At 65.1% G+C, this 21,651-nt stretch carries 25 protein-coding genes; 1 reads left to right on the top strand and 24 read right to left on the bottom strand.

Features of this window, described 5'->3' with window-relative positions:
• Nucleotides 1-14 precede the first annotated feature (14 nt).
• From Q0105_RS16250 to Q0105_RS16200, 11 genes are all read right to left on the bottom strand, one after another.
• Entirely contained in the window at nt 15-449 is a 435-nt protein-coding gene (locus Q0105_RS16250; RefSeq protein ID WP_298213169.1) for a cytochrome c, read from the bottom strand.
• A gap of 177 nt (nt 450-626) precedes the next feature.
• On the bottom strand, nt 627-899 hold the full coding sequence (locus Q0105_RS16245; protein ID WP_298213168.1) for a cytochrome C oxidase subunit IV family protein: 273 nt from the start codon (nt 897-899) through the stop codon (nt 627-629).
• A gap of 170 nt (nt 900-1,069) precedes the next feature.
• On the bottom strand, nt 1,070-1,645 hold the full coding sequence (locus tag Q0105_RS16240; RefSeq protein ID WP_298213167.1) for a cytochrome c oxidase subunit 3: 576 nt from the start codon (nt 1,643-1,645) through the stop codon (nt 1,070-1,072).
• A complete protein-coding gene (locus Q0105_RS16235) occupies nt 1,642-3,177 on the bottom strand; it encodes a cytochrome D1 domain-containing protein (RefSeq protein ID WP_298213180.1) in 1,536 nt (511 codons plus the stop codon). The genes Q0105_RS16240 and Q0105_RS16235 overlap by 4 nt, the downstream gene beginning before the upstream one ends.
• A 76-nt stretch (nt 3,178-3,253) precedes the next feature.
• Nucleotides 3,254-4,489 carry a heme d1 biosynthesis radical SAM protein NirJ gene (gene nirJ, locus Q0105_RS16230; protein WP_298213166.1) on the bottom strand — a complete coding sequence of 412 codons (1,236 nt, stop codon included), beginning with the start codon at nt 4,487-4,489 and terminating at the stop codon, nt 3,254-3,256.
• A complete protein-coding gene (locus tag Q0105_RS16225) occupies nt 4,482-4,973 on the bottom strand; it encodes an Lrp/AsnC family transcriptional regulator (RefSeq protein WP_298213165.1) in 492 nt (163 codons plus the stop codon). The genes nirJ and Q0105_RS16225 overlap by 8 nt, the downstream gene beginning before the upstream one ends.
• A complete protein-coding gene (locus Q0105_RS16220) occupies nt 4,963-5,442 on the bottom strand; it encodes an Lrp/AsnC family transcriptional regulator (RefSeq protein ID WP_298213164.1) in 480 nt (159 codons plus the stop codon). The genes Q0105_RS16225 and Q0105_RS16220 overlap by 11 nt, the downstream gene beginning before the upstream one ends.
• Complete coding sequence (locus Q0105_RS16215; protein ID WP_298213163.1) at nt 5,429-6,424, bottom strand: Lrp/AsnC family transcriptional regulator; 996 nt, start codon at nt 6,422-6,424, stop codon at nt 5,429-5,431. The genes Q0105_RS16220 and Q0105_RS16215 overlap by 14 nt, the downstream gene beginning before the upstream one ends.
• Nucleotide 6,425: 1 nt before the next feature.
• A complete protein-coding gene (locus Q0105_RS16210; RefSeq protein WP_298213162.1) occupies nt 6,426-7,616 on the bottom strand; it encodes a cytochrome D1 domain-containing protein in 1,191 nt (396 codons plus the stop codon).
• Nucleotides 7,613-7,945: a cytochrome c gene (locus tag Q0105_RS16205; RefSeq protein WP_298213179.1), complete on the bottom strand. Its 333-nt coding sequence runs from the start codon at nt 7,943-7,945 to the stop codon at nt 7,613-7,615. Before Q0105_RS16205 ends, Q0105_RS16210 begins: the two co-directional genes overlap by 4 nt.
• A 131-nt stretch (nt 7,946-8,076) precedes the next feature.
• Nucleotides 8,077-8,214 carry a hypothetical protein gene (locus Q0105_RS16200; protein ID WP_298213161.1) on the bottom strand — a complete coding sequence of 46 codons (138 nt, stop codon included), beginning with the start codon at nt 8,212-8,214 and terminating at the stop codon, nt 8,077-8,079.
• On the opposite strand from Q0105_RS16200, the gene cobA reads away from it, so the two are divergent.
• Complete coding sequence (cobA, locus tag Q0105_RS16195) at nt 8,213-9,019, top strand: uroporphyrinogen-III C-methyltransferase (RefSeq protein ID WP_298213178.1); 807 nt, start codon at nt 8,213-8,215, stop codon at nt 9,017-9,019. The two genes, Q0105_RS16200 and cobA, sit on opposite strands and share 2 nt — an antisense overlap.
• Before the next feature lie 242 nt (nt 9,020-9,261).
• On the opposite strand, the gene ccmI is transcribed toward cobA, so the two are convergent.
• The 13 genes from ccmI to Q0105_RS16130 form a co-directional block, all read right to left on the bottom strand.
• The gene (gene ccmI, locus Q0105_RS16190; RefSeq protein WP_298213160.1) at nt 9,262-10,128 is read right to left on the bottom strand and encodes a c-type cytochrome biogenesis protein CcmI; all 867 of its coding nucleotides are present in this window, start codon (nt 10,126-10,128) and stop codon (nt 9,262-9,264) included.
• Complete coding sequence (locus Q0105_RS16185) at nt 10,125-10,595, bottom strand: cytochrome c-type biogenesis protein (RefSeq protein WP_298213159.1); 471 nt, start codon at nt 10,593-10,595, stop codon at nt 10,125-10,127. Before Q0105_RS16185 ends, ccmI begins: the two co-directional genes overlap by 4 nt.
• On the bottom strand, nt 10,592-11,116 hold the full coding sequence (locus Q0105_RS16180) for a DsbE family thiol:disulfide interchange protein (protein ID WP_298213158.1): 525 nt from the start codon (nt 11,114-11,116) through the stop codon (nt 10,592-10,594). Before Q0105_RS16180 ends, Q0105_RS16185 begins: the two co-directional genes overlap by 4 nt.
• Entirely contained in the window at nt 11,113-13,080 is a 1,968-nt protein-coding gene (locus Q0105_RS16175) for a heme lyase CcmF/NrfE family subunit (RefSeq protein ID WP_298213157.1), read from the bottom strand. Before Q0105_RS16175 ends, Q0105_RS16180 begins: the two co-directional genes overlap by 4 nt.
• A gap of 4 nt (nt 13,081-13,084) precedes the next feature.
• Complete coding sequence (ccmE, locus tag Q0105_RS16170) at nt 13,085-13,522, bottom strand: cytochrome c maturation protein CcmE (protein ID WP_298213156.1); 438 nt, start codon at nt 13,520-13,522, stop codon at nt 13,085-13,087.
• Nucleotides 13,519-13,698 (bottom strand): heme exporter protein CcmD, encoded by a 180-nt coding sequence (ccmD, locus tag Q0105_RS16165; RefSeq protein WP_298213155.1) that lies wholly within the window; start codon nt 13,696-13,698, stop codon nt 13,519-13,521. The genes ccmE and ccmD overlap by 4 nt, the downstream gene beginning before the upstream one ends.
• Nucleotides 13,685-14,425, bottom strand: a complete 741-nt coding sequence (locus Q0105_RS16160) for a heme ABC transporter permease (RefSeq protein WP_298213154.1) — start codon at nt 14,423-14,425, stop codon at nt 13,685-13,687. Before Q0105_RS16160 ends, ccmD begins: the two co-directional genes overlap by 14 nt.
• Complete coding sequence (gene ccmB, locus Q0105_RS16155; RefSeq protein ID WP_298213153.1) at nt 14,422-15,123, bottom strand: heme exporter protein CcmB; 702 nt, start codon at nt 15,121-15,123, stop codon at nt 14,422-14,424. Before ccmB ends, Q0105_RS16160 begins: the two co-directional genes overlap by 4 nt.
• Nucleotides 15,120-15,728: a cytochrome c biogenesis heme-transporting ATPase CcmA gene (gene ccmA / locus Q0105_RS16150; RefSeq protein ID WP_298213152.1), complete on the bottom strand. Its 609-nt coding sequence runs from the start codon at nt 15,726-15,728 to the stop codon at nt 15,120-15,122. Before ccmA ends, ccmB begins: the two co-directional genes overlap by 4 nt.
• Nucleotides 15,729-15,788: 60 nt before the next feature.
• Entirely contained in the window at nt 15,789-16,616 is an 828-nt protein-coding gene (locus Q0105_RS16145; RefSeq protein WP_298213151.1) for an ethylbenzene dehydrogenase-related protein, read from the bottom strand.
• Nucleotides 16,617-16,687: 71 nt separating this feature from the next.
• The gene (locus Q0105_RS16140; protein WP_298213150.1) at nt 16,688-17,281 is read right to left on the bottom strand and encodes a NapC/NirT family cytochrome c; all 594 of its coding nucleotides are present in this window, start codon (nt 17,279-17,281) and stop codon (nt 16,688-16,690) included.
• Nucleotides 17,282-17,372: 91 nt separating this feature from the next.
• The gene (locus Q0105_RS16135) at nt 17,373-18,995 is read right to left on the bottom strand and encodes a cytochrome D1 domain-containing protein (RefSeq protein WP_298213177.1); all 1,623 of its coding nucleotides are present in this window, start codon (nt 18,993-18,995) and stop codon (nt 17,373-17,375) included.
• A 533-nt stretch (nt 18,996-19,528) separates the two neighbouring features.
• Nucleotides 19,529-21,538 (bottom strand): U32 family peptidase, encoded by a 2,010-nt coding sequence (locus Q0105_RS16130; protein WP_298213149.1) that lies wholly within the window; start codon nt 21,536-21,538, stop codon nt 19,529-19,531.
• Between the last annotated feature and the right edge of the window lie 113 nt (nt 21,539-21,651).

Below are 21,651 nucleotides of genomic sequence, written 5' to 3'. Positions count from 1 at the left end.
GTGTTGTTCCTCTCTCAGCCTTCGATGTTCGGTGGCCACTTTTCAGTGTTGATCTCGCCCGTCCACTTGAGGAACTCGACGAGGTCATTGAGCTGCTGGTCGCTGAGGTTGAACTGCGGCATCTGGCGGCGGTGGGGTGCGCCGGTGGGCTGGGCCTTCATCCAGACCTTGATGAAGTCGCCACCGCGGCGCTTGTAGACGTTGCCCAGTTCGGGCGCGAAGTACGCGCCTTCGCCCAGCAGCGTGTGGCAGCCGATGCAGTTGCGCGTCTCCCAGATTTTTTTACCCGCTACCACCGCCGGTGTGATGGCCTGGGCGTTGGAGCGCTCGGGAATGCGGCGCTCGCTGTCGAACACTATGGCGGCGAACAGCAAGGCGAAAAACACCGTGCCCCCATAGAACATGTTGCGGGCCATCTGCTTGGTAAATCCGCTTTGTACCTGGCTCATTCGTAAGCCCTCCTTCGAGTGTGAGGGGCATATCCTCCCAATTTGCTGGGTTTTTTTCCTTGAACCGGTTCAAGGAAAGCGCTGGTGCCAATGCCCGTGTTGCGGGTGAGTTGATGACTAAATTGGCACCTGGCGCTTTTGTATCAAGCGCAAGTAGCTATAGATTTGATAGTAAATCTAGCGAGGCCATAGTGTTGCCACCAGGACGATGAGCAGGGTGAGGCCGAGCCAGCCCAGCAGCAGCCGCCGCCACAGCGCGGGTGCATGGCGCAGCTCCATGTAGTCGAGCACGATGAGCACGCCCTTGGCCAGCGCCAGGCCCAGCACCGCCAAGGCCGCGCCCCGGCCGATGCCCGTGGGGCCGGGGTGCTCGCCCACCCACCAGGTGATGGCGGTGGCTGCCAGCAGGGCCAGCCAGATCCAGTCGATATGCAGCAGTTTTTTTCTCATGTCAGTTATCCACGGCGCTGTGCGCCACTCACCGCCCATGAAACTGGCACGGCCAAAGCGAGGGACGCCAAGCAAGGGCCGCCCCGCAGCGAGGGCGTCGTCCCCCTGCCCGCGCGTAGCGCGAGAGCGGGGGGAAGGCGCGAAGCGCCACAGGGGGGTGTCGTTTCATCTCAACGCAGCACGTACACCAGGGGGAAGAGGACCATCCACAACAGGTCCACCATGTGCCAGAAGACCGCACCGGTCTCCAGCGCGTGGCAGTTGCCGGGGCCATAGGCACCGCGCCGTGTGGGCTGCCACAGCACGGCGAAGATGATGCAGCCCACGGCGGCATGCAGGAAGTGAAAGCCCGTGAGCATCACGTACAGCAGGTAAAAGCTGTTCTCGGCCACGTCGATGCCTTCGTGCCACTTGTGCAGGTATTCCAGGCTCTTGAGCAGCAAAAAGCCGCAGCCGCAGGCCAGCGCCCCCAGCAGCCAGCGCGCACCCTGCCGCGACGCGTTGGCGCGCACGGCATGCACGGCGCGCGCTGCGCACCAACTGGCCGACACCAGCAGCACGGTGTTAATGGCGCCCGTGGACAGCTCCAGCGTGGCCTGCCCGGCAGCGAACAGCGAGGCCTCGCGCACGCGGGTGACCGCAAATGCGGCAAACAGGATGCCGAAGGTGAGCAGTTCGGCCAGCACCAGCAGCCAGACCACCAGGTCGCCCGCCAGGCGCGGCGCTGGCTTTGCGTTGCTGCTCAATGCGAGGTGCCCTCCGAGCGCGTGATCTTGTTCCACACGTTGTATTTGCCTACGGGCTTGCTCATGGGCAGGCGCTTGACCTCCTTGAGGGTCGTGGCGTTGTACACGATGAGGGCGCCGTCCATCTCCCACACGCTGGCCAGGGCGTAGCGGCCGTCGCGGGTGAACTCGATGTGGGCCAGCGTCTTGCCCGGCTCGCGCAGGCTGGCCACGGGTTTCAGGGTGGCCTTGTCGATGAGTGTGAGCGTGTCCTTGGCGGTGGGGCTCATCATGGAGTCCGTCCAGGCGTAGGGCGTTTTCTCGTGGCTGCGCATGAAGAAGCCAGGGCCTGGGGTGGGGATGCTGGCCACCGATTTCCACGTCTTCATGTCCACCACATCGATGCTGCCGTCCTTGAGGTTGGGCGAGGCCATGACCGTGGTGCCGTTCCACGCGAAGGTGATGCCCGAGCCCAGGTGCGGCATGCCCGCGATGGGCAGGTCGGCGATCTTGCGGCGCTGGTCAAGGTTGACCACCTGGGCTGTAGCGTCGCCCTGGCCGGACTTGGGGCGCGTGGCCCCCAGCACATGGCGGTAACTCTGGTCGAAGAAGAAGTCGTCCAGCGGCTCGGACAGCGGCGTGCGGCGCACGCCCTGGTAGCTGGGCGTGGTGGTGGCCTCGCCCACCTTGTCTTCGTGCGCCGGGCCGTCGTGGATGGGAGCGGCCTTCGGGTCGTAGGATATTTCCCAGATCTCGGCAATGTCCTTGAGCGCCACCACGAAGCTCTGGCGCGGCGCTGCGTCGTACACGGCCGACACGCGCGAGCTGGCCTTGCCGTCGAGCGTGCGCGCATCGTAGGTGCGCACCAGTTGCAGATCGCTGTCGAACAGCGCCAGCGTGTGGGGCAGGTAGTTGGCGGCCATCACCCAGCGGCCATCGGCGCTCACGGCCACGTTGCGCATGTTCAGCCCGGCGCGCACCTCGGCCACCACGGCGAGGCTCCACAGGTCGTATTTGGTGATCCAGCCGTCGCGCGAGCCAAAGTACACATAACGCCCGTCGGGCGTGAACTTGGGGCCGCCGTGCAGGGCGAAGCGGCTGGCGAAGCGGGCGATGACCTCGAAGCGGTCGCCGTCGAGCAGGCTCACGTGGTGGTCGCCGCCTTCTACCACCACGAACAGGTTCATGGGGTCGGCCTTCCACACTGGTCCGGTCCGGTCGGGCGTGGTGTGAAACGTGCGCGAGGCGCGGATGTCGGCATCCGTCCAGCGCGGGGCGGGCACCACGGGGGTGCGGATGTAGGCCGCCAAGGCCTCTATGTCCGCGGCTGCCAGCAGCGTTTCGAACGCAGGCATTTGTGTGGCGGGGCGGCCCTGGGCAATCACCTTCGTGGCCTGGGCCGCAGGCAGCCTGCTCAGGCTTTCGGCCAGCAGTGCGGGGCCCATGCCGCCGGTGCGCTGCGCGCCGTGGCAACTGGCGCAGTGGGTGGCATACAGGGCGGCGGGAGAGGCTGTGGGCGTGGCGGCCTGGGCTTGTGCCAGGTCGTAGCCCATCCAGCACAGCCCGGCGGCCAGGGCCGCGCGGCCCGCGTTGGCCAGCAGCGCGCGCCAGGAAGAGGGAGGGCGGTTGTCAGGCATGGATCTGCTCGCGGATGGGAATGGTGATGCGCTGGCGCGCGGGTGCGTGGGTGCCTGCAGCGAGGGCGGGGTGCGCCAGGCCGATCTCGTCGTCCTCCAGGTAGCAGCCGGGGTCTTCGGCCCAGGCGTTGCCGGTGAGTTGCTGGGCACGCACGCGCGTGTTGCCGCCGCACAGGGCCAGGTAGCGGCATTCGGCGCAGCGGCCCTGCACCGGGCGCGGCTGGTGCTTGAGGCCCGCCATGAGCGGGTCGGAGGTGTCGCTCCAGATGCTGGAGAACGGGCGCTGGCGCACGTCGCCAATCGTGTGGTGCCACCACATGGTATCGGGGTGCACCAGGCCCTGGTTGTCGATGTTGGCCACGTTCAGGCCGCTGGCATTGCCGCCCCATGCAGCGAGGCGCTGCGCGATGTGGGCGGCCCAGCGCGGCAGACGTGCCTGCACCCATTGCAGCAGGTAGGGGCCGTCGGCATCGTTGTTGCCGGTGACGTACTCCTCGGGCTGTCCGTCCAGCGCGGCTTGCCAGGCGCGCTCGAACAACATGTCCAGCGCATCGCGCGTGGCCTGGAACTGCGCGTCCTTGCCGCGGTGGATGTTGCCCCGGCCCGCGTAGTTCAGGTGCGAGAAGTAGAACTTGTCGACCTGCTCTTCGCGCATCAATTGCAGCAGCGCTGGCAGGTCGTGCGCGTTCAGCGCCGTCATGGTGAAGCGCATGCCCACCTTCACGCCACGCGCTCGCAGCATGCGCAGGGCGGCCAAGCTCTTGTCGAAGGCGCCCTGCATGCGCCGGAAGCGGTCATGAGTGTCCCGCAGGCCATCCAGGCTGATGCCCACGTACTCGAACCCCATGGCCGCGATGCGCTCGGCCATGGGCTCGTCGATGAGCGTGCCGTTGGTGGACAGGCCGGTGTAGAAGCCGAGATCGCGTGCGCGCGCGGCGATGTCGAACAGGTCCGGGCGCATCAGCGGCTCGCCGCCCGAGAGGACGAGCACCGGCACGCCATAGGCGCGCAGGTCATCCATCACGCCGAACACCTCCTGTGTGGACAACTCGCCCTCATAGTCGTGGTCGGCCGAGAGCGCGTAGCAGTGCTTGCAGGTGAGGTTGCAGCGGCGGATCAGGTTCCAGATCACCACCGGCCCTTTGGGTTTCCGGTCGCGAACGCTGGGGTAGGTGCCGCTTGCCTCGGCAGCGGCAAGCTCTCGCATGTATTGGCTGATCCTAAACATCGTGCGTGCCTTTCAGGCGCAGGCCTGTTTTCTTGAGAATGGCCGTGGAATAGAGGATGTCGCGGCTGCGGCAGGCGGTGCCCAGCAGCGCGGCCACCACGTCGGCCTGGCGTTCGACCTCAGCGCGGGTGCGGCCGTGCAGCATGGCAAACAGGTTGTAGGGCCAGGTGGGCAGGCTGCGGGTGCGGCGGTAGCAGTGGCTCACGCCTGTGAGGCGTGCCACCTGTGCGGCCAGGGCGTCCACCTGCTTGTCGTCCACGTCCCACACGCTCATGCCGTTGGCGGTAAAGCCCAGGCGGTAGTGGTTTGGCACGGCGCCGATGCGGCGCACCAGGCCTTCGTCCAGCATGGATGCGAGGCGGGCGCGCACGCGCTCACCATCCACGCCCAGCATGGCGCCAATGGCCTCGTAGGGGCGGGTCACCAGGGGCAGGCCGCCTTGCACGGCGGCGATCAGCGTGCGGTCGAAGGCATCAAGCGCCATGGGGGGCTCCGGTATCGGTGGAGAGCGGCAGGCGCAGCTCGACGTGGTATTCGCGCTCCTTGGGAAACAGGTACACGGGCAGGCCCGTGTCCGCCTCGATGCGCCGCGCCGCCTGGGCCACGCCTTCGGCGGATTCGGCGGCCAGCACAAACCACATGTTCAGCAAGGGGTGGTCGCGCCGGTAGTTGTGCGCGACCTCCGGCAGGGCGTTCACCTGTGTCGCGACGTCATCGAAGCGGTCCTCGGGCACGGCCAGCGCCGCCAGCATGAACTGCCCGCCAGCGCGCTCGATCTGGAACAGCGGGCCGAACCGGGTGAGCACGCCCTGCGAAATCAGGTGGCGCAGGCATTCGATGACGCGTTCCTCGCTCCACCCCAGGACTGTGCCCACGGCGGCGAAGGGGCGATCCACCAGGGGAAAGCCGCCGTGCAGGTATTCCACGAGCCGCAGTTGGTCAGGCTTGGGCATAGGCGCTCTTTCGGGGCGTGGCGAAGCGGCGTGGCCCCCGCTGGGTGAAGCGGCGCAGCGAGAACAAAACCTCGCGGGGCCGGTGGGCGACGTTGGCCTGCTGCGCGGCTTGCTGGATCAACGCCAGCACCTCGCCGCGCTCGCGGCCGTGCACCATGCAGTACAGGTTGTAGGCCCAGTGCTCCGAGCGCGCGCGGCAGTAGGCCAGCGTGATGCCCGGCTGGCGGGCCAGCGCCTCGCCGCAGGCATCCACCTGGTCGTCCGGCACATCGAATACCGTCATGGCGTTGGCGGTGTAGCCCACCTCGTGGTGGCGCACCACCATGCCAAAGCGGCTGAGCGTGCCCTGTGCGAGCCAGCGCGCCAGGGTGGCCAGCACCCGCTCCTGGGGCCACTCCAGCGCGTGCGCCCAGGCTGCATAGGGCTGCGCGACCAGGGGCAGCCCCTGCTCGGCCAACGCGGCCAGGCCGACTTCGGCATCGGCCACAGGAATGGCCGCTGTGGACGTGGTGCCGCCTGCGGCGGCCGTGCTGCGTTCCAGGTCGAACCCCAGGTCGATGCGATAGGGCCGCAGCATGGGCAGGCGCACCACGGGCAGGCCCGTGCCTTGCTCGATGCGCGCGAGCGTTTGCTCCATCGCGGCATGGTCCTGCGCGGTGACGACGAACCACAGGTTGAGCGGGTTCTCGCGTTCGTAGTTGTGGTTGACACCGGCGTGGCTGGAGACGAAGGTCGCCACCGCATCCAGCCGCTCGGGCGGCACGGCCAGGGCGGCGAGCATGCCCGCGCCCCCCGCGCCCGGTGCGAACACGGCGCCAATGCGCCCCAGCACGCCCGACTGCTGCAGCCGCAGCAGCGCCGCAAGGACATCATGGGTAGAGCGGCCCAGCGTGTGGCCCAGCACGGCAAAGGGCTCGGCGCACAGCGGAAAGCCGCGTTGCCAGGCGTTGAGCAGCGGCAAGTCGCCGCCATGGGCCAGCATGTCAGAACCCCATGCGCTGGGCACGCGCCGTGAAGAAGATGCCGCTGGGGGCCTGGGCCTGCAGCGTGGCCTGGGTGGCCAGCGTGGCGGTGTCCAGCACCTGCACCTTGTCGTCGTCGCGGCAACTGATCCACACGGACTCGCCGCGGGGCGTGAACTCCATGTGCATCACGGCCTTGCCGGGCTCCAGCGTAGCGGCTACGCGTCGGGCCTCTGTGTCGATCACCTGCACACGGTGGTAGTCGGGCACGGCGAAGTTCACCCACACCTGCCGTCCGTCGGGCCGCGCCATCACGAATACCGGCTGGCCTGCCACGGGGATGCGGCCCACCTCGGCCCAGGTGGTGGTGTCCACCACCAGCACCTCGTGGCGGCCGATGGCGGGCAAGTAGGCATGGCGCCCGGCCACGGCCCAGCCGCGCAGGTGCGGCATCTTGTACACGGGCAGGGCTTTTTCGCCCCGGCCATAGCCCGCCAGAATGCGGCGTGCCTGGGGTGTGGGTGCCCAGGTGTCCACCAGGGCCAGGCCGTCTTCGCCAAACAGGCCGGCGATGTAGTGGCGCCCGTTGGGGGTGATCAGTGCATCGTAGGGCTGGTGGCCGATGCCGTCGAGCCGCGTGACCTGCGGTTTGCGCGGGTTGCTGCAGTCGGCGATGCAGATCGCATCGGCGTCGAACAGGCTGTAGATGAAGCGGCGGCCCGGCAGGTCGGCCAGGCCCACCACGCGCGAGGGGCGGCCGTCTTGCGTGGTGGCGGGCAGGTCGGCCAGCAGCTCCAGGGTGCGCGCGTCGAACACCTTCACGCCGCCGGGCTGGTAGTTCTGCGCGGCCACCAGTGCGCCATCGGCGCTGATGGCGCCACCGATGGAGTTGCCCGCCTGCATCACGCGCGCGGCGATGTGCTGGGTGAGCAGGTCGATCTGTGTAAGGCCGCCATCGCGCCCAAACACATAGGCGCTGCGCCCGTCGCGCGAGAACACCACGGAGGCGTGCGACAGGTCGCCCAGCCCGGCCACGCGCGCCAGGGTGCGGTGCTGGCTGGTGTTGACGATGAGCACGCTGCCGTTGGCGCGCTCGATGACCACGCCCAGGTCGCCCGTGCCCATGAGGGTCGGAGTCTGCACGGCGGTGGCGCAGCCTGTGGCCAGCCAGGGCGTTGCGGCGAGGGAGGAGAGCAGGGCGCGTCGTTTCATGGTGTGGTCCGGGGGGCTTCGTTGGGAAAGCGGGTCAGCAGTTGCTCTGCAATCCACTGCGCCTCGGCTTCGGTGAGCAGGCCGCTCCAGCCGGGCATGGGGGTGCCGGGGCGGCCGTGGAAGATGGTGGCGGCCATGGAAGACGTGGGCTTGTCCGCCAGGGCCGCCGGTGTGAGGGGTGGCCCCAGCCCGCCCGTGAGGTGCAGGCCGTGGCACGAGCCGCAGTCTTGCCGCACCATGCGCACAAGCGCTTGCTGGCGATCGGTGGATGGTGGCGCGGCCTGGGCCAGGGCGCTGGCGCAGGCCAGGGTGCACAGCAGGCCTGCCATCGCGCGTGGCAGGGCGTTCAAAACTCCGGGATGAATTTCACGGCACAAATCCCGTCGTTCACGCACCGGCCGACCGTTCTTGTTCTGCTTCATCATCGGTTCTCTGCGTTGTGGAGCAACGCTTGCATCTTTCATTTCGTGCGGGCATGAGCATCGTCGTGCGTGCCTTCGTGCCTGTCCTTGAACTGGTTCAAGGACGCGCAGAGCTTGGTATTTGAACAATGGGCCATCTCACCGCCGACACAAGAAAGCGCCACGATGAGCTTCATGGACGACTTCCGCAGGTTTGAACCTGTACCCGCCGCACCCGAGGGCAGCGGCCAGCCTGGCAAAGTGACGCTCGTGGGGGCGGGGCCGGGGCCGGTGGATCTGCTCACGGTGCGCGCGGCACGTGTGCTGGGCGAGGCCCAGGCCGTGCTGTACGACCACCTGGTCAGCGCCGAGGTGTTGGCTTTGCTGGGGCCTTGTGCCCAGCGCATCTATGTGGGCAAGGAATCGGCCTGCCACAGCATGCCGCAAGCCGACATCATTGCCCTGATGCTGCAGATGGCGCGCGCGGGCACGCCGCTGGTGCGGCTCAAGGGGGGCGACAGCTTCATCTTTGGCCGTGGCGGCGAGGAGGCCGTGGCGCTGGCGCAGGCGGGCATTCCGTTTGAGGTGGTGCCGGGCGTGTCGGCCGCGCAGGGCGCGGGGGCTTGCGCAGGCATACCGCTGACTCACCGCGACCACGCGGGCACGCTGGTGCTGGCCACGGGCCACTTGCGCGGCGAGCACGAGGCCGCGCTCGACTGGCCGCTATTGGCGCGCCCCCGGCAGACGGTGGTGTTCTACATGGGCGTGGCCACACTGCCCACCATTTGTGCGCAACTGCAGGCCCATGGCTTGCCGGGCCGCACCCCGGCGGCCATTGTCGAGCGCGCCACCATGCCCGGCCAGCGCTGCATCACCGGCACCCTGGACACGCTGCCCGCGTTGGCCCTAGCCCAGAAGGTGCAGGCGCCCGCGCTGGTGATCGTGGGCGAGGTGGTGGCGCTGCAGCCCGTGCTGGCGCAGACGCTGGTGCCGGTGTATTGAGTCGGCATCTTGAAACTTGAAACACCCGTTCGTGCTGATCCGGTCGAAGCCTCGCGCAGCGCTTCGACCGGATCAGAGTGAACGGCTTCACGCTGGTTGATGCCGACTACTCATACAGATTCGCGTTCAATCGATCAGAACCGTTCGGGCTGAGCTTGTCGAAGCCTCGCGTGGCGCTTCGACAAGCTCAGCGTGAACGGATTTATATTTTTGAAGGCGCATTGGTATCAATAGTTAAACCATCAGGGCCGGACTTTCTCTTTCTGCTTCTTTGCCATGGCGCTTTGGGCGCGTGCGTCGTCCAGGTTCTCCTGGGTCAGCTTGGCATCTTCGGAACCGGGCTCTAGCAGGGACAAGAGCTTTTCCCATTCCCGCGCGGCGCCGTCGAAATCGGCCTGTTGATACGCCGCCACGCCAGACATCATCAGCGCGCTGGGGTGCTCGGGGTCGATGGCCAGGGCCTGGCGGACCAGCGCCGTGGGGCGGCCCTCCATGCGGTTGTGGGATCGCAAGGCCAGCAGCTCGGCAAAGTCGACCAGCAGGTCGGGGTGGTTGTTGATGGCGTCGGTGGCCTTGTCGTAGGCCTGCTCAGCTTCATCCAGGCGGCCCATCACCTTGTAGGAGCGTGCCAGCATGGCCCAACCCTTGGGGTTGTTGGGGTTGGCCTGCAGCTTGGCGGCCAGGGATTCGACCATTTGTACGACCTGCTCATTGGCTGCGCTTTTTGCTGCCACAGGGTCCAGCGCAGCCGGGTTGCCCAGCCAGCGGTACATGCCGGCCGACAGCAGCGGCAGCGTGAGGGCAATCAAAAGCGCCGTGCGGCGCGCCGACCGGAATGGGAGGTTGATGCTGGGGGTGGGCGCATCGGGTTCGGCGGTGTCGTCGAGTAGGCGCAATTGCAGCTCGTCGCGTGTGCTTTCGTGGTCGGCGGGGCTGATGGCGCCGTGGGCCAGGTCCTGGTCGAGTGCGGCCAACTGGTCGCGGTAGATGGCTGCGTTCAGGCGCTGGCTGGACACGCCATCCGACGGGGTTGGCCGAAGCAGGGGCAGCACGAGCCAGGCAATGACCAGCAGCGTCAGCGCCGCTGCAATCGCAATAAAAATGCTCATGGAAGGTTATCCGGATCCTGAAGAAGAGACTGCGCCTTGGCGCGCCGGGCGGCGTCGAGCACGGGGGGCGCCGCATTGGCGTGCTGGCTGCTCTGCACCACGCGCACGAGCGCGAAGACGGCGCCAGCCAACAGCAGAAAGGGGCCGAACCAGAGCAGCCAGGTGACGGGATTGACGGGGGGGCGGTAGCGCACGAAGTCGCCGTAGCGGCTGACCATGAAGTCCATGATTTCCGAATCGGTTTTGCCCGATTGGATAAGGGTACGGATCTCGCGCTTGAGGTCCATCGCCAGGTCGGCCCGGGAGCCCGCCAGCGACTCGTTCTGGCAGACCAGGCAGCGCAGTTCTTCGGAGATAAGCACCATGCGCTGTTCGACCACCGGGTCCTCGGCCAGGGGCTGTGCCTCACCGGCATGCGCGGCCAGGGCGCATTGCAGCGCCAGCACAAGGGCAAGCCAGAACTTCATTTCTGCAGCTCCCGGATCAGGGGCAGGATGTCCTTTTCCAGCGCTTCCTCGGTGACGGGGCCGATCTGCTTGAAGCGGATCTTGCCGGCTTGGTCGATCAGGAAAGTCTCGGGCACGCCGTAGACGCCGAAGTCGATGCCGATGCGCCCGTCCTGGTCGATGACGGACAGGTCATAAGGGTCCCCCTGGCGCGCCAGCCACTTCAGGGCGTTGGTGGGTTGGTCCTTGTAGTTGAGGCCGATGAGGGGGATGTTCTTGCGCTTGGCGTATTCCATCAGCACCGGGTGCTCTTGCAGGCAGGCTGTGCACCAGGAGGCCCAGACATTGAGCAGCCAGACCTTGCCCCGCATGTCTTGCGCCGCAAACGGCTTGTCGGGGGTGAACAACAGGGGGGCAGTGAAGGCGGGGGCGTCCTTGCCGATCAGCGGCGAGGGCACGGTGCGTGGATCGCGCGTCAGGCCGATGGCCAGGAACACGGCCAAGACCAGAAATACACCCAATGGGATGAGCGCCTTTTTCATGCTGTCACGCCCTTGATCTGCACCCCCGAGGCAACGACCGCGCGCTTCTTGCGGTAGCGGCGGTCCAGCGCTGCCAGGGCGCCACCCATGGCCATCAGCAGGCAACCGCCCCAGATCCAGCTCACAAACGGCTTGTAGTAAACGCGCATGGCCCAGGCCGGGTGGTCGCCGCCTTGCAGGCGCTCGCCCAGCGAGACATACACGTCGCGGGTCAGGCCCGTGTCGATGGCCGCTTCGGTCATGGGCATGGTGGATGAGAAATAGGTCCGCTTTTCCGGGTGCAGCGTGCGCAGCACCTGGCCACCCTGGCTCAGCTCCACATCGCCCACGTCGGCGCTGTAGTTCGGGCCCTTGGCTTCACGGATGCCGGTGAGCTTGAAGGTGTAGCCGCCCACGGCCACGGTGTCGCCCACGCCCATGCGCACGTCCTTTTCGGTTTCGTAGCCCTTGACCATGGTGACGCCCACCACGCTGACGGCGATGCCGATGTGTGCGATGTGCATGCCCCAGAACGACCAGGGCGTGCTTTTCCAGTGGAGGGTGTCGCGCAGTTGCCGGTAAATCTGCTGCAGCGAGGTCAGCACGATCCACAGCGCCAGGCTCAGGCCCAGTGCGGCCATCGCGGACCAGCGGCCCGCCAGCAGCGGCAGGCCGCAGCCCAGCAGCAGCGAAACCAGCGCCGCGCCACCGAGCTTGCGGGCCAGGTCGGCCAGGCTGTCGCTCTTCCAGCGGGCGTAGGTGCCGACCACCATGAACAGCAGCACCGGCACCATGATGGGCACGAACACGGCGTTGAAGTAGGGCGGCCCCACCGACAGCTTGCCCAGGTTGAGCGCATCCACCAGCAGCGGGTACAGCGTGCCCAGCAGCACGGCGGCCGCAGCGGTGGTGAGCAGCACGTTGTTGAGCATCAGAAAGGTCTCGCGCGAGAGCAGTGCGAAGCTGCCGCTAGAGCGGACCTTGCTGGCGCGCATGGCAAACAGCGTGAGCGAGCCGCCGACCACGACGCACAAAAAGATCAGGATGAACACGCCACGCCGTGGATCGGTGGCAAAGGCGTGCACCGACGTGAGTACGCCCGAGCGCACGAGGAAGGTGCCCAGCAGGCTCAGCGAGAAAGCGGTGATGGCCAGCACGATGGTCCAGTTGCGGAACAGACCGCGTTTTTCCGTGACCGCCAGCGAATGGATGAGCGCCGCGCTCACCAGCCAGGGCAGGAAGGAGGCGTTTTCCACCGGGTCCCAGAACCACCAACCGCCCCAGCCCAGCTCGTAGTAGGCCCACCACGAGCCCAGGGCGATGCCCAGCGTGAGGAAGATCCACGCCGTGGTGGCCCAGGGGCGCGACCAGCGCGCCCAGGCGGCATCCAGCCGCCCGTTGAGTAGGGCGGCAATGGCGAAGGCGAAGGGAATGGCCAGGCCCACATAGCCCATGTACAGCATGGGGGGGTGGAACACCAGGCCGGGGTCTTGCAGCAGCGGGTTGAGGTCGCGCCCGTCCGCTGGCGCCTCGATCAGCCGCAGGAAGGGGTTGGAGGTGACCAGCATGAACAGCAGAAAACCCACGGCCACCAGGCCCAGCACACCCAGCACGCGGGAGACCATGGCGTCGGGCAACTGGCGTGAGAACAGCGATACGGCCAGCATCCAGGTGGTCAGCATGAAGTGCCAGAGCAGCAGCGAGCCCTCGTGCCCGCCCCAGACCCCGGCGATCCGGTAGATGGTGGGCAGGCTGGAGTTGGAGTGCTGCGCCACGTAGACGACCGAGAAGTCGTTGGTATAGAAGGCGTAGGTCAGGCAGCCGTAGGAAAAGGCGGTCAGCAGCCACAGCGCCTGCGTCGCGGGCCGTGCCAGGGCCATCCAGTCGCGGCGCCCGGTCTGCCCGCCCGCCAGGCCCAGGATGCCCAGCACCAGCGCGACGAAGACGGACAGGATCAGCGCGAAATGGCCTAGTTCGGGAATCATGGAATTACTTCAGCGTCTGGATGGTTTTCTGGGCTTGGTCAACTGCGTGCTGGGCCTCGGGCGGCATGTAGTTCTCGTCGTGCTTGGCTAGCACTTCGGCGGCGGTGAAGAGACCATCGTTGTTCAGCTTGCCCTGGGCGACCACGCCTTTGCCCTCGCGAAACAGGTCCGGCAGGATGCCGGTGTAGGTCACGGGCATCTCCTGGGCTGTGTCGGTGACGATGAAGGAGACGGTCAGGTCCTTGCGCACGATGGAGCCCACCTTGACCATGCCGCCCACGCGGAAGGTTCGGTTCTTGGGGGCTTCGCCCGCAGCCACCTGGCTGGGGCTGAAGAAGAAGACCAGATTGCTCTCGAATGCGTTGAGCACGAGAAAGGCGGCCAGGGAGATTGCGGCCAGCCCACCGGCGATGATGGCGGCGCGTTTGTGACGTGGTTTCATGGTTGGAGGCCGTTGGGTTGGAGTTCGGCGCGAAGGTTTCGTCGCATTTCCTTGCGCTTGATGTGGATCAATAGTGACTCCACCCCCATCACCAGGGCCGTGGCCCCGAAGCTGCCCCAGACGTAGACGGCGTAGCCGCCCATGGCGAAGAATTCTGAAAAGCTATTCCATTGCATGTTTCACCCACTCGGTATGGCGTTCCCGATCGAGAATGATGTTGCGCACCCGGGCCAGTGCGGCGGCGATGGCGTACATCCAGAAGGCCAGCACCATGATCAACATGCCCGACAGCATGGGCACGGCCATCGAGGGCGCGCTGGTCAGCGAGACCGAGGCACCCTGGTGCAAGGTGTTCCACCAGGTCACCGAGAAATAGATGATGGGCACGTTCACCACGCCGACCAGCGCGAGGACGGCGCAGGCCTTGTCGGCGCGGCGCGGGTCGTCGATGCTCGATTGCAGCGCCAGGAACCCCAGGTACAAAAACAGCAGGATCAGCTCGGACGTGAGCCGTGCATCCCAGACCCACCAGGTGCCCCACATCGGTTTGCCCCACAGCGAACCCGTGAGCAGCGACAGGAAGGCGAACAGGGCGCCAGTGGGCGCCAGCGCCGAGGCCATCATGCCGGACAGCCGGGTATTGAAGGCCAGGCCGATGGCGGCCCATCCGGCCATCACCAGGTAGATGAACATCGACATCTGGGATGTCGGGACATGCACGAAGATGATGCGGTAGCCCTGGCCCTGCTGGGCATCGACGGGCGCGACAAAGAAGGAGACCCACAGGCCCGCCACCATCAGCACGGCCGACAGGGCGGCAAACCAGGGCCACATCCGTCCCGCCAGAAAGTAGAAGTTCTGGGGGGCGGCATATTTGAACCACGAAAAGCCGGGTGTTTTCATTCGAGGGAAATTTTCAAAGCCGCCGTGGTGGCCAGCGGCGCGAAGAAGATGGAAAGCACCAGCAGCGCGGCCAGCAAAGACAAATGGCCGCTGGCGCCCAGGCCGGAGGCGTCAGCCTCCACGGCGCCCGCGCCAAAGATCAGCACGGGGATGTAGAGCGGCAGGACCAAGAGCGAAAGCAGAACCCCTGCGCCGCGCACACCCAAGGTCAGCGCGGCCCCGATGCTGCCGACCAGGCTCAGCGTGGGCGTGCCCAGCAAAAGCGAGAGCATCAGAATGCCCAGGGACTGGCCATCGAGCCCGAACTGCAGGCCGAGCACCGGCGCCACCAGCACCAGTGGCAGGCCCGACAGCACGAAGTGGGAGAGCGCCTTGGCGGCCACCAGCAGCGCCAGGGGCGTGGGCGACAGCAGCATCTGCTCTAGCGAGCCGTCGGCATAGTCGCTGGCAAACATGCGCTGCAGCGACAGCATGGCCGCGAGCAAGGCGCTGACCCACAGCACGCCGGGTGCCATGCGCTGCAGCAAGCTCGATTCGGGGCCCACCCCCAGCGGGAACAGGCTGGCGATGACGATGAAGAACACCAGCGGCGTCAGCACCTCACCCTTTTGGCGCAGGGCCAGGGCGATTTCCCGCCGCAGCATGGCAAGCAGGACGGCACCTGTCCCGAGGGGGCGGGGCGGGTTCGGGGGCTTCATGCGCGCAGCTCCAGCGTCTGCGCGGGTGTGGTGCCGATGTTCACCGGCTGGTGGCTGGTCAGCACGGCCAGTCCGCCGTGGTCCAGGTGCTCGGTGATCAACTCCGCCAGCATGTGGATGCCCGCATCGTCCATGGCCACGAAGGGTTCGTCCAGCACCCATAGCTTTGCGGGCGCGAGTGCCAGCTTGGACAGCGCGACGCGCCGCTTTTGCCCCTGGGAAAGATGGCGCACCAACTGCTGGCCCCGCCCGGCTACACCAAAGCGGGCCAAGGTGTCGGACATCTGCGCTGGGTCGGCGGCGTGGCCCCGCAGGGCGGTGGCGAATGCCAGGTTTTCAAGCACCGTCATGGACTCCTGCAGGCAGTTGAGGTGCCCCAGATAGCAGAGGTCTTGCTGGAATGCGGTGCGTTGGGTGCGGATGGGCTGGCCATTCCAGAGGATGTCTCCCGATTCGATCGGGGCCAGGCCGCACAGCATGCGCAGCAAACTGGTCTTGCCTATGCCGTTGGCGCCCGCCACGTGCAGCCAGCGACCGGAATGCAGGGTGCACTGGATGCCCTGGAACAGGGGGCGGCCGCCTTTGCTGCAACCGACATTGTCCAAGGCAAGGGGTGGCTCTGCTTTCAATGTGTAGCTCTCCAGTCGCAGGCCAGGCGCCAACCGCTACTGCTTGAGCGCTTTGACGTCGCCATCCACGCCCAGGCCCAGCGTGTAGCCCAGGGATACGTGGTGGAAGCGGCCGGACGCATGGTCGCCGTGAATAGCGATCCCGAACGGCACGGCCTTGCCTTCGCCAGGGTTCTTGCTGGTGAACGTGACGGTGTAGGTATCGCCCGCCTTGGCGCCCTCGGCTTGCGCGCCCAGGGTGCCGCCGTCCATCTTGCGATCAGTGGTCACGGACCCGTTGGCCACCTTGGCGCCCTTGGTGCTCTTCCACTGCATCAGTTGGTACGAGCCCGCCTTGGTGTACTTGGTCTTCTTGTCATCGGCGCCCGGCATGGTGCGGGCGTCATTGTGGCAAGACGCCCAGCAGCCGGCCTGGTTGGCCAATTGCACCTGCGCATCCGGGAACATCACGGTCGCCTTGACCTCGTTGTCTTTGTCGCTTTGGTCAGCGCCACCGGTGGGGGCCTTGAAGGTCAGGCGGATGTAGAGGTTGCTGGCGTCGTAAGCCGCTTGCACTGCCACGGGGTAGGTCATGGTTTTGGGCGCGCCCTTGGGCTCCATGTCCTTGCCTGCCAGGCGCTTGAAGTCGAAGTTCAGCGAACCCTTCTCTTCATGGCAGCCGATGCAGGTTTCGCCCTTTTTGAGGCCAGCCGTGCCACTGTGGTCGGATTTTTTTCCCACCCACTCCATGGGCGAAACACCGGGATGGAAAACTTGGATGTCGCGTTTGGGAACCTTGGCCCAATCGGGTGCGGCAAAAGCGGTCTGCGTGCCCAGGGCCAGCAGCGAACCCAAGAGCAACATGGAAAGGGAGGATTTTTTCATCGATAACTCCTAGTAGGTGTTCTGGAGGGAGCTGACCCAGCCAGGACCAGTCACCCCGTACAAGCGCAAGCTCACAGGTCTTCGTCTGTGTCTTCCTTCATGCCTTTGGGCTTGGTGTGCGCAATGCCCTTGTGGCAGTCGATGCAGGTCTGCTTTTCTTCCTGCGCGATCTTGTGCATCTTTGCGCCACGCATCTTTTGCTTCTCGGTGTCCATGCCTTCAAAGCTGTGGCAATTGCGGCATTCACGCGAATCGGCCGCTTTCATCCGGGCCCATTCCCGTTCCGCCAGAACCAGTCGTTTGGCCTCGAATTTTTCCTTGGTGTCGATGGAACCTGTCAGCTTGCCCCATACCTCGCGGCTGGCCTGGATCTTGCGTACCACCTTGTGCGTCCAGTCTTTGGGCACGTGGCAGTCCGAGCAGGCGGCACGCACACCTGTGCGGTTGCTGTAGTGGATCGTTTTTTTGTATTCCTGATAGACGTTGTCATGCATCTCGTGGCAGGAGATACAGAAATCCATCGTGTTGGTGGCCTCCATCCCGGTGTTGAAACCACCCCAAAACAGGATGCCGGAGATAAATCCCGTCATTAGCAGGCCAATGAGGGAATATTTAGCGCTCGGCTTTTTTAGTTTTCCCCATAGGGTTGATATTTTTCCAGCCATTGCAATGGTTCCCGCTTTTTATTTTGGCACGACGGCATGTAATCCGAGGGAAAGGTCCCTCGGATTATTGCTTCAGGTCAAGACTTTCTAATTAATAGATGTCGTGCTGTGTGTTGTACACATTGAACTTGCCGGTGGGGGTAATCATTTTGGGATCGGTGATTACCTTTTTCACTTTCAGCGTTGCGTCGTCGTACACCACGATGGCGGACTGGTCGGTCTTTCCGCCCCACAGGGAGATCCAGACTTCCTTGCCGTCTGCCGAGTACTCGGGGTGCACGGCACGTTTGACGGCCTTGGTTTCGGGCAGTCCTGAATCCTTGGCGACGTTCAGCACGGCCTTGGGCTTGGACAGGTCGGCCATGTCCCACACCACCACGGACTCGGCCAGATCCTTGTCGGGGTTCTGTGGAGCGTCAGCCCAGAAGTGCTTGGACTTCGGATGGGTCTTCACGAACAGGTTGCCGGGAACGTGTTTCATTTCCTGAACCACCTTCCAGTTGTATTGCTTGAACTGCTTGTGCTTCGGGTCTTCCGAAGGGGTGGAGATCAGCGTCACGACATCGGCGCCCAGGTGCCCGGTGGCCCAGACGGGACCGAACTTGGAGTGCACGAAGTTCGCGCCACGGCCGGGGTGGGGGATCTTGGCCGTGTCCACCAGGGCCGCGAGCTTGCCGGTCTTGGTGTCCACCGCGGCGATCTTGTTCGAGGCGTTGGCCGCGACCAGGAAGTAGCGCTTGGAAGCATCCCAGCCGCCGTCGTGCAGGAACTTGGCGGAAGCAATCGTGGTGGTCTTCAGGTTTTCGATGTCGGAGTAATCGACCAGCAGAATCTGGCCGGTTTCCTTGATGTTGACCACCCACTCAGGCTTGATGAACGAAGCCACGATCGAGGCCACGCGGGGTTCGGGGTGGTATTCGCCGTCCACCGTCATGCCGCGGGTGCCCACCACCTTGCGGGGCTTGAGCGTGTCGCCGTCCATGATCACGAACTGCGGCGGCCAGTAGGAGCCTGCAATCGCGTACTTGTCTTCGAAACCCTTGAACTTGGAGGTGTCCACCGAGCGTGCGTCGTAGCCGATCTTGAGCTCCGCCACCACGGCAGGCTTTTCCATCCACAGGTCGATCAGCGACAGGCGGCCGTCGCGGCCGATCACATACACATAGCGCCCAGAGGCAGACAGGCGCGAGATGTGCACGGCGTAGCCGGTCTTGACGATGTTGACGATTTCCTTGGTGTCGCCGTCGATCAGGGCCACTTCGCCGGTATCGCGCAGGGTGACAGAGAACACGTTCTGCAGGTTGATCTTGTTCATCTGCTTGGTCGGACGCTTGTCGACCGGCACCATGAGCTTCCAGGAATCCATGGTGTCCTTGAAGCTGTATTCGGGCGGTACATCCGGGGTGTTCTGGATGTACTTGGCCATGAGCGTCAGCTCTTCCTTGGTCAGAATGTCGTCGAAATTGACCATGCCGCCATCGGTGCCGTAACCGATGATCTTCTCCAGACGCGATTGGCCCAGAGCCAGCGTACCGCCTTCGGTCTTGTTGCCGTCCTTGTCGGTCTTGCTCCAGTGCGGTTCGAGATTTTTGCCAGTGGCTCCCTTGCGCAAAACACCGTGGCAGCCAGCACAACGCTCGAAGTAGATCTTCTTGGCAGCCTCTTTTTCGGCAATCGTCATGGCGGGCGCTTCAGCCTTGATATTCTGAGCCATTGTGGGACCTGCAAAACCCGTCAGCATCACCACTGCTGCAATGCTCGAAAGGTGGGGGAATTTCATCGTGCTTACTCCATAGGTACCTTGCAGCCAATCCGCCCAGAGGCGGCAATCAAAATCCGGTGACGGCCACAACAAGTCGATCCGGTTAAATTCATCATAGCCAAGCGGGTTATTAATAACTTAACCTGGTTTAAGATTTCAAATTGACGGTGTAAATAGTGCGGAGTAATTGATTTTGTCAAGGCGGATCTGCGGTTTGACCTGTTTATTTGTCCAGCTGATAAGACGCCCCCAACAGAGCGCAGGGCAGGGAGCGCAGGCGAATGCCGGTCGACAATGTCCGGGACAGGGTTCTTGCCGAAGCGGCCCACCGTGACGTGACGTGGCGAGGCGTTGGCCAACATGGGGTGCATCAAAGCCCGTGGGCCTGCGCAGCGCCCGCCCATGGCTGCGCCGGTGCGACATGTCGTGCACCGCCTGTGTGATGGGTTTCGGATTGCGCGGGGCCTGTGATGCCGCGCCGACTCTTAGCGCTGAGGCGTTGGCGTGGGCCGGGTCCGGTAGAAGGTCAGCGGCGTGCCGTGCGCCTGGTTCAGCACCTGGCGCTTGATCTTGCCCACCACATGCATTTCGCAGGGCTTACAGTCAAAGCGCAGGGTGAGTTTTTCTTTGCCGTTGATGAGCATCAGCGGCTCGGCCTTGATCGTGCCCTGCACGCCCGTCACGCCCTTGGCCTGCTTGGGGCACAGGCTCATCGAAAAGCGCACGCAGTGCTTGGTGATCATGAGGCTGACTTCGTCTTCTTCCTCGTGCGCTTCGTAGGCGGCGTCGATCACCTTCACGCCGTGGCGTACGTAAAAGTCGTGCGCCTTGTGGTTGAACACGTTGCCCAGGAACGAGAGCGTGTCGTCGGGGTAGGGTGCGGGGGGCATCACTGGCGTGGCACGCTGCAGGCGCACAAAGTTGCGTGCGCGCTGGGTTTCCAACTCGGCCAGCGCATCGCGGCGCAGCGCGTTGAGCACCGATGCGGGCACGAACCAGGGCTGCGAGAGCTGCAGCGCAATGTCGTGCACCGCGAAGATGGTGGCACCAAAGCGGCCCAGCTGTTCGCGCAGGCTGGCCTCGGCCTTGGCGGTATCGGTGGCGGCCTGGTGGGCGTGCCGCACGTCCGCACAGCCCACGTTGCCGTCCTCGTCGGTCAGCATCAGGCTGAAGCCTGAAGGTGTTTCGCTCAGGTGCGCCCACAGGCCGATGCGGCGGTCGCTGGATTTTTTCTCGAGCGTGCGCACCCAGTCCATGTCGCGGTTGCGGTTGACTTCGGTGCCCTTGCGCAGGTCCTTGAAGCCGTCCATGGGGTCTTTGGGGTACACCCGCCACTGGCCTACGCTGCGGGCCGACGCGGGCTCGGCCACGTTGATGGCCATGCCGATCAGCTCCTTGTGCAGGTCGTAGTAGCACAGGCCGTCGCCGTTGTGCAGCACCATGCTGGGGTCGCTCAGCTCCAGCTCCACAAAGTCGGGGCCTACCTTGGTCACCCAGCCGATGGCCTGGCCGGGGTTCTTGGGCGTGTCGAAGGCGCCGATGTCTTCCTTGCGGCCCGTCACGAAGTAGTCGGTGAACTCGCGGTTGAAGTTTTGCAGCGGGTCGGGCGTGAAGGTGAAGGTGGTGCTGCCACTGGACGAGCGTGCCAGCGGCCGCCCGGCGCTGTCGCGCTCTTCCAGGATTTCGTCGATCAGCGTGCGGTAGTGGGCGGTGATGTTCTTCACGTAGCCCATGTCCTTGTAGCGCCCCTCGATCTTGAAGCTGCGCACGCCCGCGTCGATCAGGGCGCGCAGGTTGTCGCTCTGGTTGTTGTCCTTCATGCTCAGCACATGTTTGTCGTGGGCGATGAAGCGGCCCTGCGCGTCGGTCACCTGGTAGGGCAGGCGGCAGGCCTGGCTGCAGTCGCCCCGGTTGGCGCTGCGGCCAGTTTGCGCATGGCTGATGTTGCACTGGCCGCTGTAGGCCACACACAGCGCACCGTGGATGAAAAACTCGATGTTGGCGCGGCCCGGCGCATCCACCGGGCCCAGGGCCTTGTGCACGGCGGCGATCTGCTGCACCGTCAGCTCGCGCGCCAGCACGATCTGCGACAGGCCTGCGTCTTGCAGAAAACGCGCTTTTTCGGGCGTACGGATGTCGGTCTGGGTGCTGGCGTGCAGCTGGATGGGCGGCAGGTCGATTTCCAAGAGACCCATGTCCTGGATGATGAGCGCGTCGGCGCCCGCTTCGTAGACCTGCCAGGCCATCTGGCGCGCTGCCTCCAGTTCGTCGTCGCGCAGGATGGTGTTGAGCGTGATGAAGATGCGGCTGTTGAAGCGGTGCGCGTGGCGCGCCAAGCGCTCGATGCCCCGGATGTCATTGCCCGCGCTGGCCCGTGCGCCAAAGGCGGGGCCGCCGATATAGACGGCGTCGGCGCCGTGGTTGATGGCTTCGATGCCAATGTCGGCGTCGCGTGCGGGCGAGAGCAGTTCGAGCTGGTGGGGCAGGAGAGACATGGGGAGATTATCCCAGCCTGGCCTTCCGCATTAGCGAAATTAATGGCCGGACAAATTGCTATGTTTGCATAGCAGTTCCATCAAACAGAAGCAAGGGTGGCTAGGATGCGGGG

It is taken from the genome of Acidovorax sp. (genome assembly GCF_027492855.1).
Taxonomy (GTDB): Bacteria; Pseudomonadota; Gammaproteobacteria; order Burkholderiales; family Burkholderiaceae_C; genus Acidovorax.
Note: the sequence above shows the minus strand (reverse complement) of the source record. Positions and strands in the feature narration are given on the sequence as shown.

Bases quoted from the DNA above. Each gene is read 5' to 3' on its own strand.
- Q0105_RS16250 (WP_298213169.1), bottom strand. From the start codon at position 449: ATGAGCCAGGTACAAAGCGGATTTACCAAGCAGATGGCCCGCAACATG.
- Q0105_RS16245 (WP_298213168.1), bottom strand. From the start codon at position 899: ATGAGAAAAAAACTGCTGCATATCGACTGGATCTGGCTGGCCCTGCTG.
- Q0105_RS16235 (WP_298213180.1), bottom strand. From the start codon at position 3,177: ATGGGCTACGACCTGGCACAAGCCCAGGCCGCCACGCCCACAGCCTCT.
- nirJ (WP_298213166.1), bottom strand. From the start codon at position 4,489: ATGTTTAGGATCAGCCAATACATGCGAGAGCTTGCCGCTGCCGAGGCA.
- Q0105_RS16225 (WP_298213165.1), bottom strand. From the start codon at position 4,973: ATGGCGCTTGATGCCTTCGACCGCACGCTGATCGCCGCCGTGCAAGGC.
- Q0105_RS16220 (WP_298213164.1), bottom strand. From the start codon at position 5,442: ATGCCCAAGCCTGACCAACTGCGGCTCGTGGAATACCTGCACGGCGGC.
- Q0105_RS16215 (WP_298213163.1), bottom strand. From the start codon at position 6,424: ATGCTGGCCCATGGCGGCGACTTGCCGCTGCTCAACGCCTGGCAACGC.
- Q0105_RS16210 (WP_298213162.1), bottom strand. From the start codon at position 7,616: ATGAAACGACGCGCCCTGCTCTCCTCCCTCGCCGCAACGCCCTGGCTG.
- Q0105_RS16205 (WP_298213179.1), bottom strand. From the start codon at position 7,945: ATGGCAGGCCTGCTGTGCACCCTGGCCTGCGCCAGCGCCCTGGCCCAG.
- cobA (WP_298213178.1), top strand. From the start codon at position 8,213: ATGGACGACTTCCGCAGGTTTGAACCTGTACCCGCCGCACCCGAGGGC.
- Q0105_RS16200 (WP_298213161.1), bottom strand. From the start codon at position 8,214: ATGAAGCTCATCGTGGCGCTTTCTTGTGTCGGCGGTGAGATGGCCCAT.
- ccmI (WP_298213160.1), bottom strand. From the start codon at position 10,128: ATGAGCATTTTTATTGCGATTGCAGCGGCGCTGACGCTGCTGGTCATT.
- Q0105_RS16185 (WP_298213159.1), bottom strand. From the start codon at position 10,595: ATGAAGTTCTGGCTTGCCCTTGTGCTGGCGCTGCAATGCGCCCTGGCC.
- Q0105_RS16180 (WP_298213158.1), bottom strand. From the start codon at position 11,116: ATGAAAAAGGCGCTCATCCCATTGGGTGTATTTCTGGTCTTGGCCGTG.
- Q0105_RS16175 (WP_298213157.1), bottom strand. From the start codon at position 13,080: ATGATTCCCGAACTAGGCCATTTCGCGCTGATCCTGTCCGTCTTCGTC.
- ccmE (WP_298213156.1), bottom strand. From the start codon at position 13,522: ATGAAACCACGTCACAAACGCGCCGCCATCATCGCCGGTGGGCTGGCC.
- ccmD (WP_298213155.1), bottom strand. From the start codon at position 13,698: ATGCAATGGAATAGCTTTTCAGAATTCTTCGCCATGGGCGGCTACGCC.
- Q0105_RS16160 (WP_298213154.1), bottom strand. From the start codon at position 14,425: ATGAAAACACCCGGCTTTTCGTGGTTCAAATATGCCGCCCCCCAGAAC.
- ccmB (WP_298213153.1), bottom strand. From the start codon at position 15,123: ATGAAGCCCCCGAACCCGCCCCGCCCCCTCGGGACAGGTGCCGTCCTG.
- Q0105_RS16145 (WP_298213151.1), bottom strand. From the start codon at position 16,616: ATGAAAAAATCCTCCCTTTCCATGTTGCTCTTGGGTTCGCTGCTGGCC.
- Q0105_RS16140 (WP_298213150.1), bottom strand. From the start codon at position 17,281: ATGGCTGGAAAAATATCAACCCTATGGGGAAAACTAAAAAAGCCGAGC.
- Q0105_RS16135 (WP_298213177.1), bottom strand. From the start codon at position 18,995: ATGGCTCAGAATATCAAGGCTGAAGCGCCCGCCATGACGATTGCCGAA.
- Q0105_RS16130 (WP_298213149.1), bottom strand. From the start codon at position 21,538: ATGTCTCTCCTGCCCCACCAGCTCGAACTGCTCTCGCCCGCACGCGAC.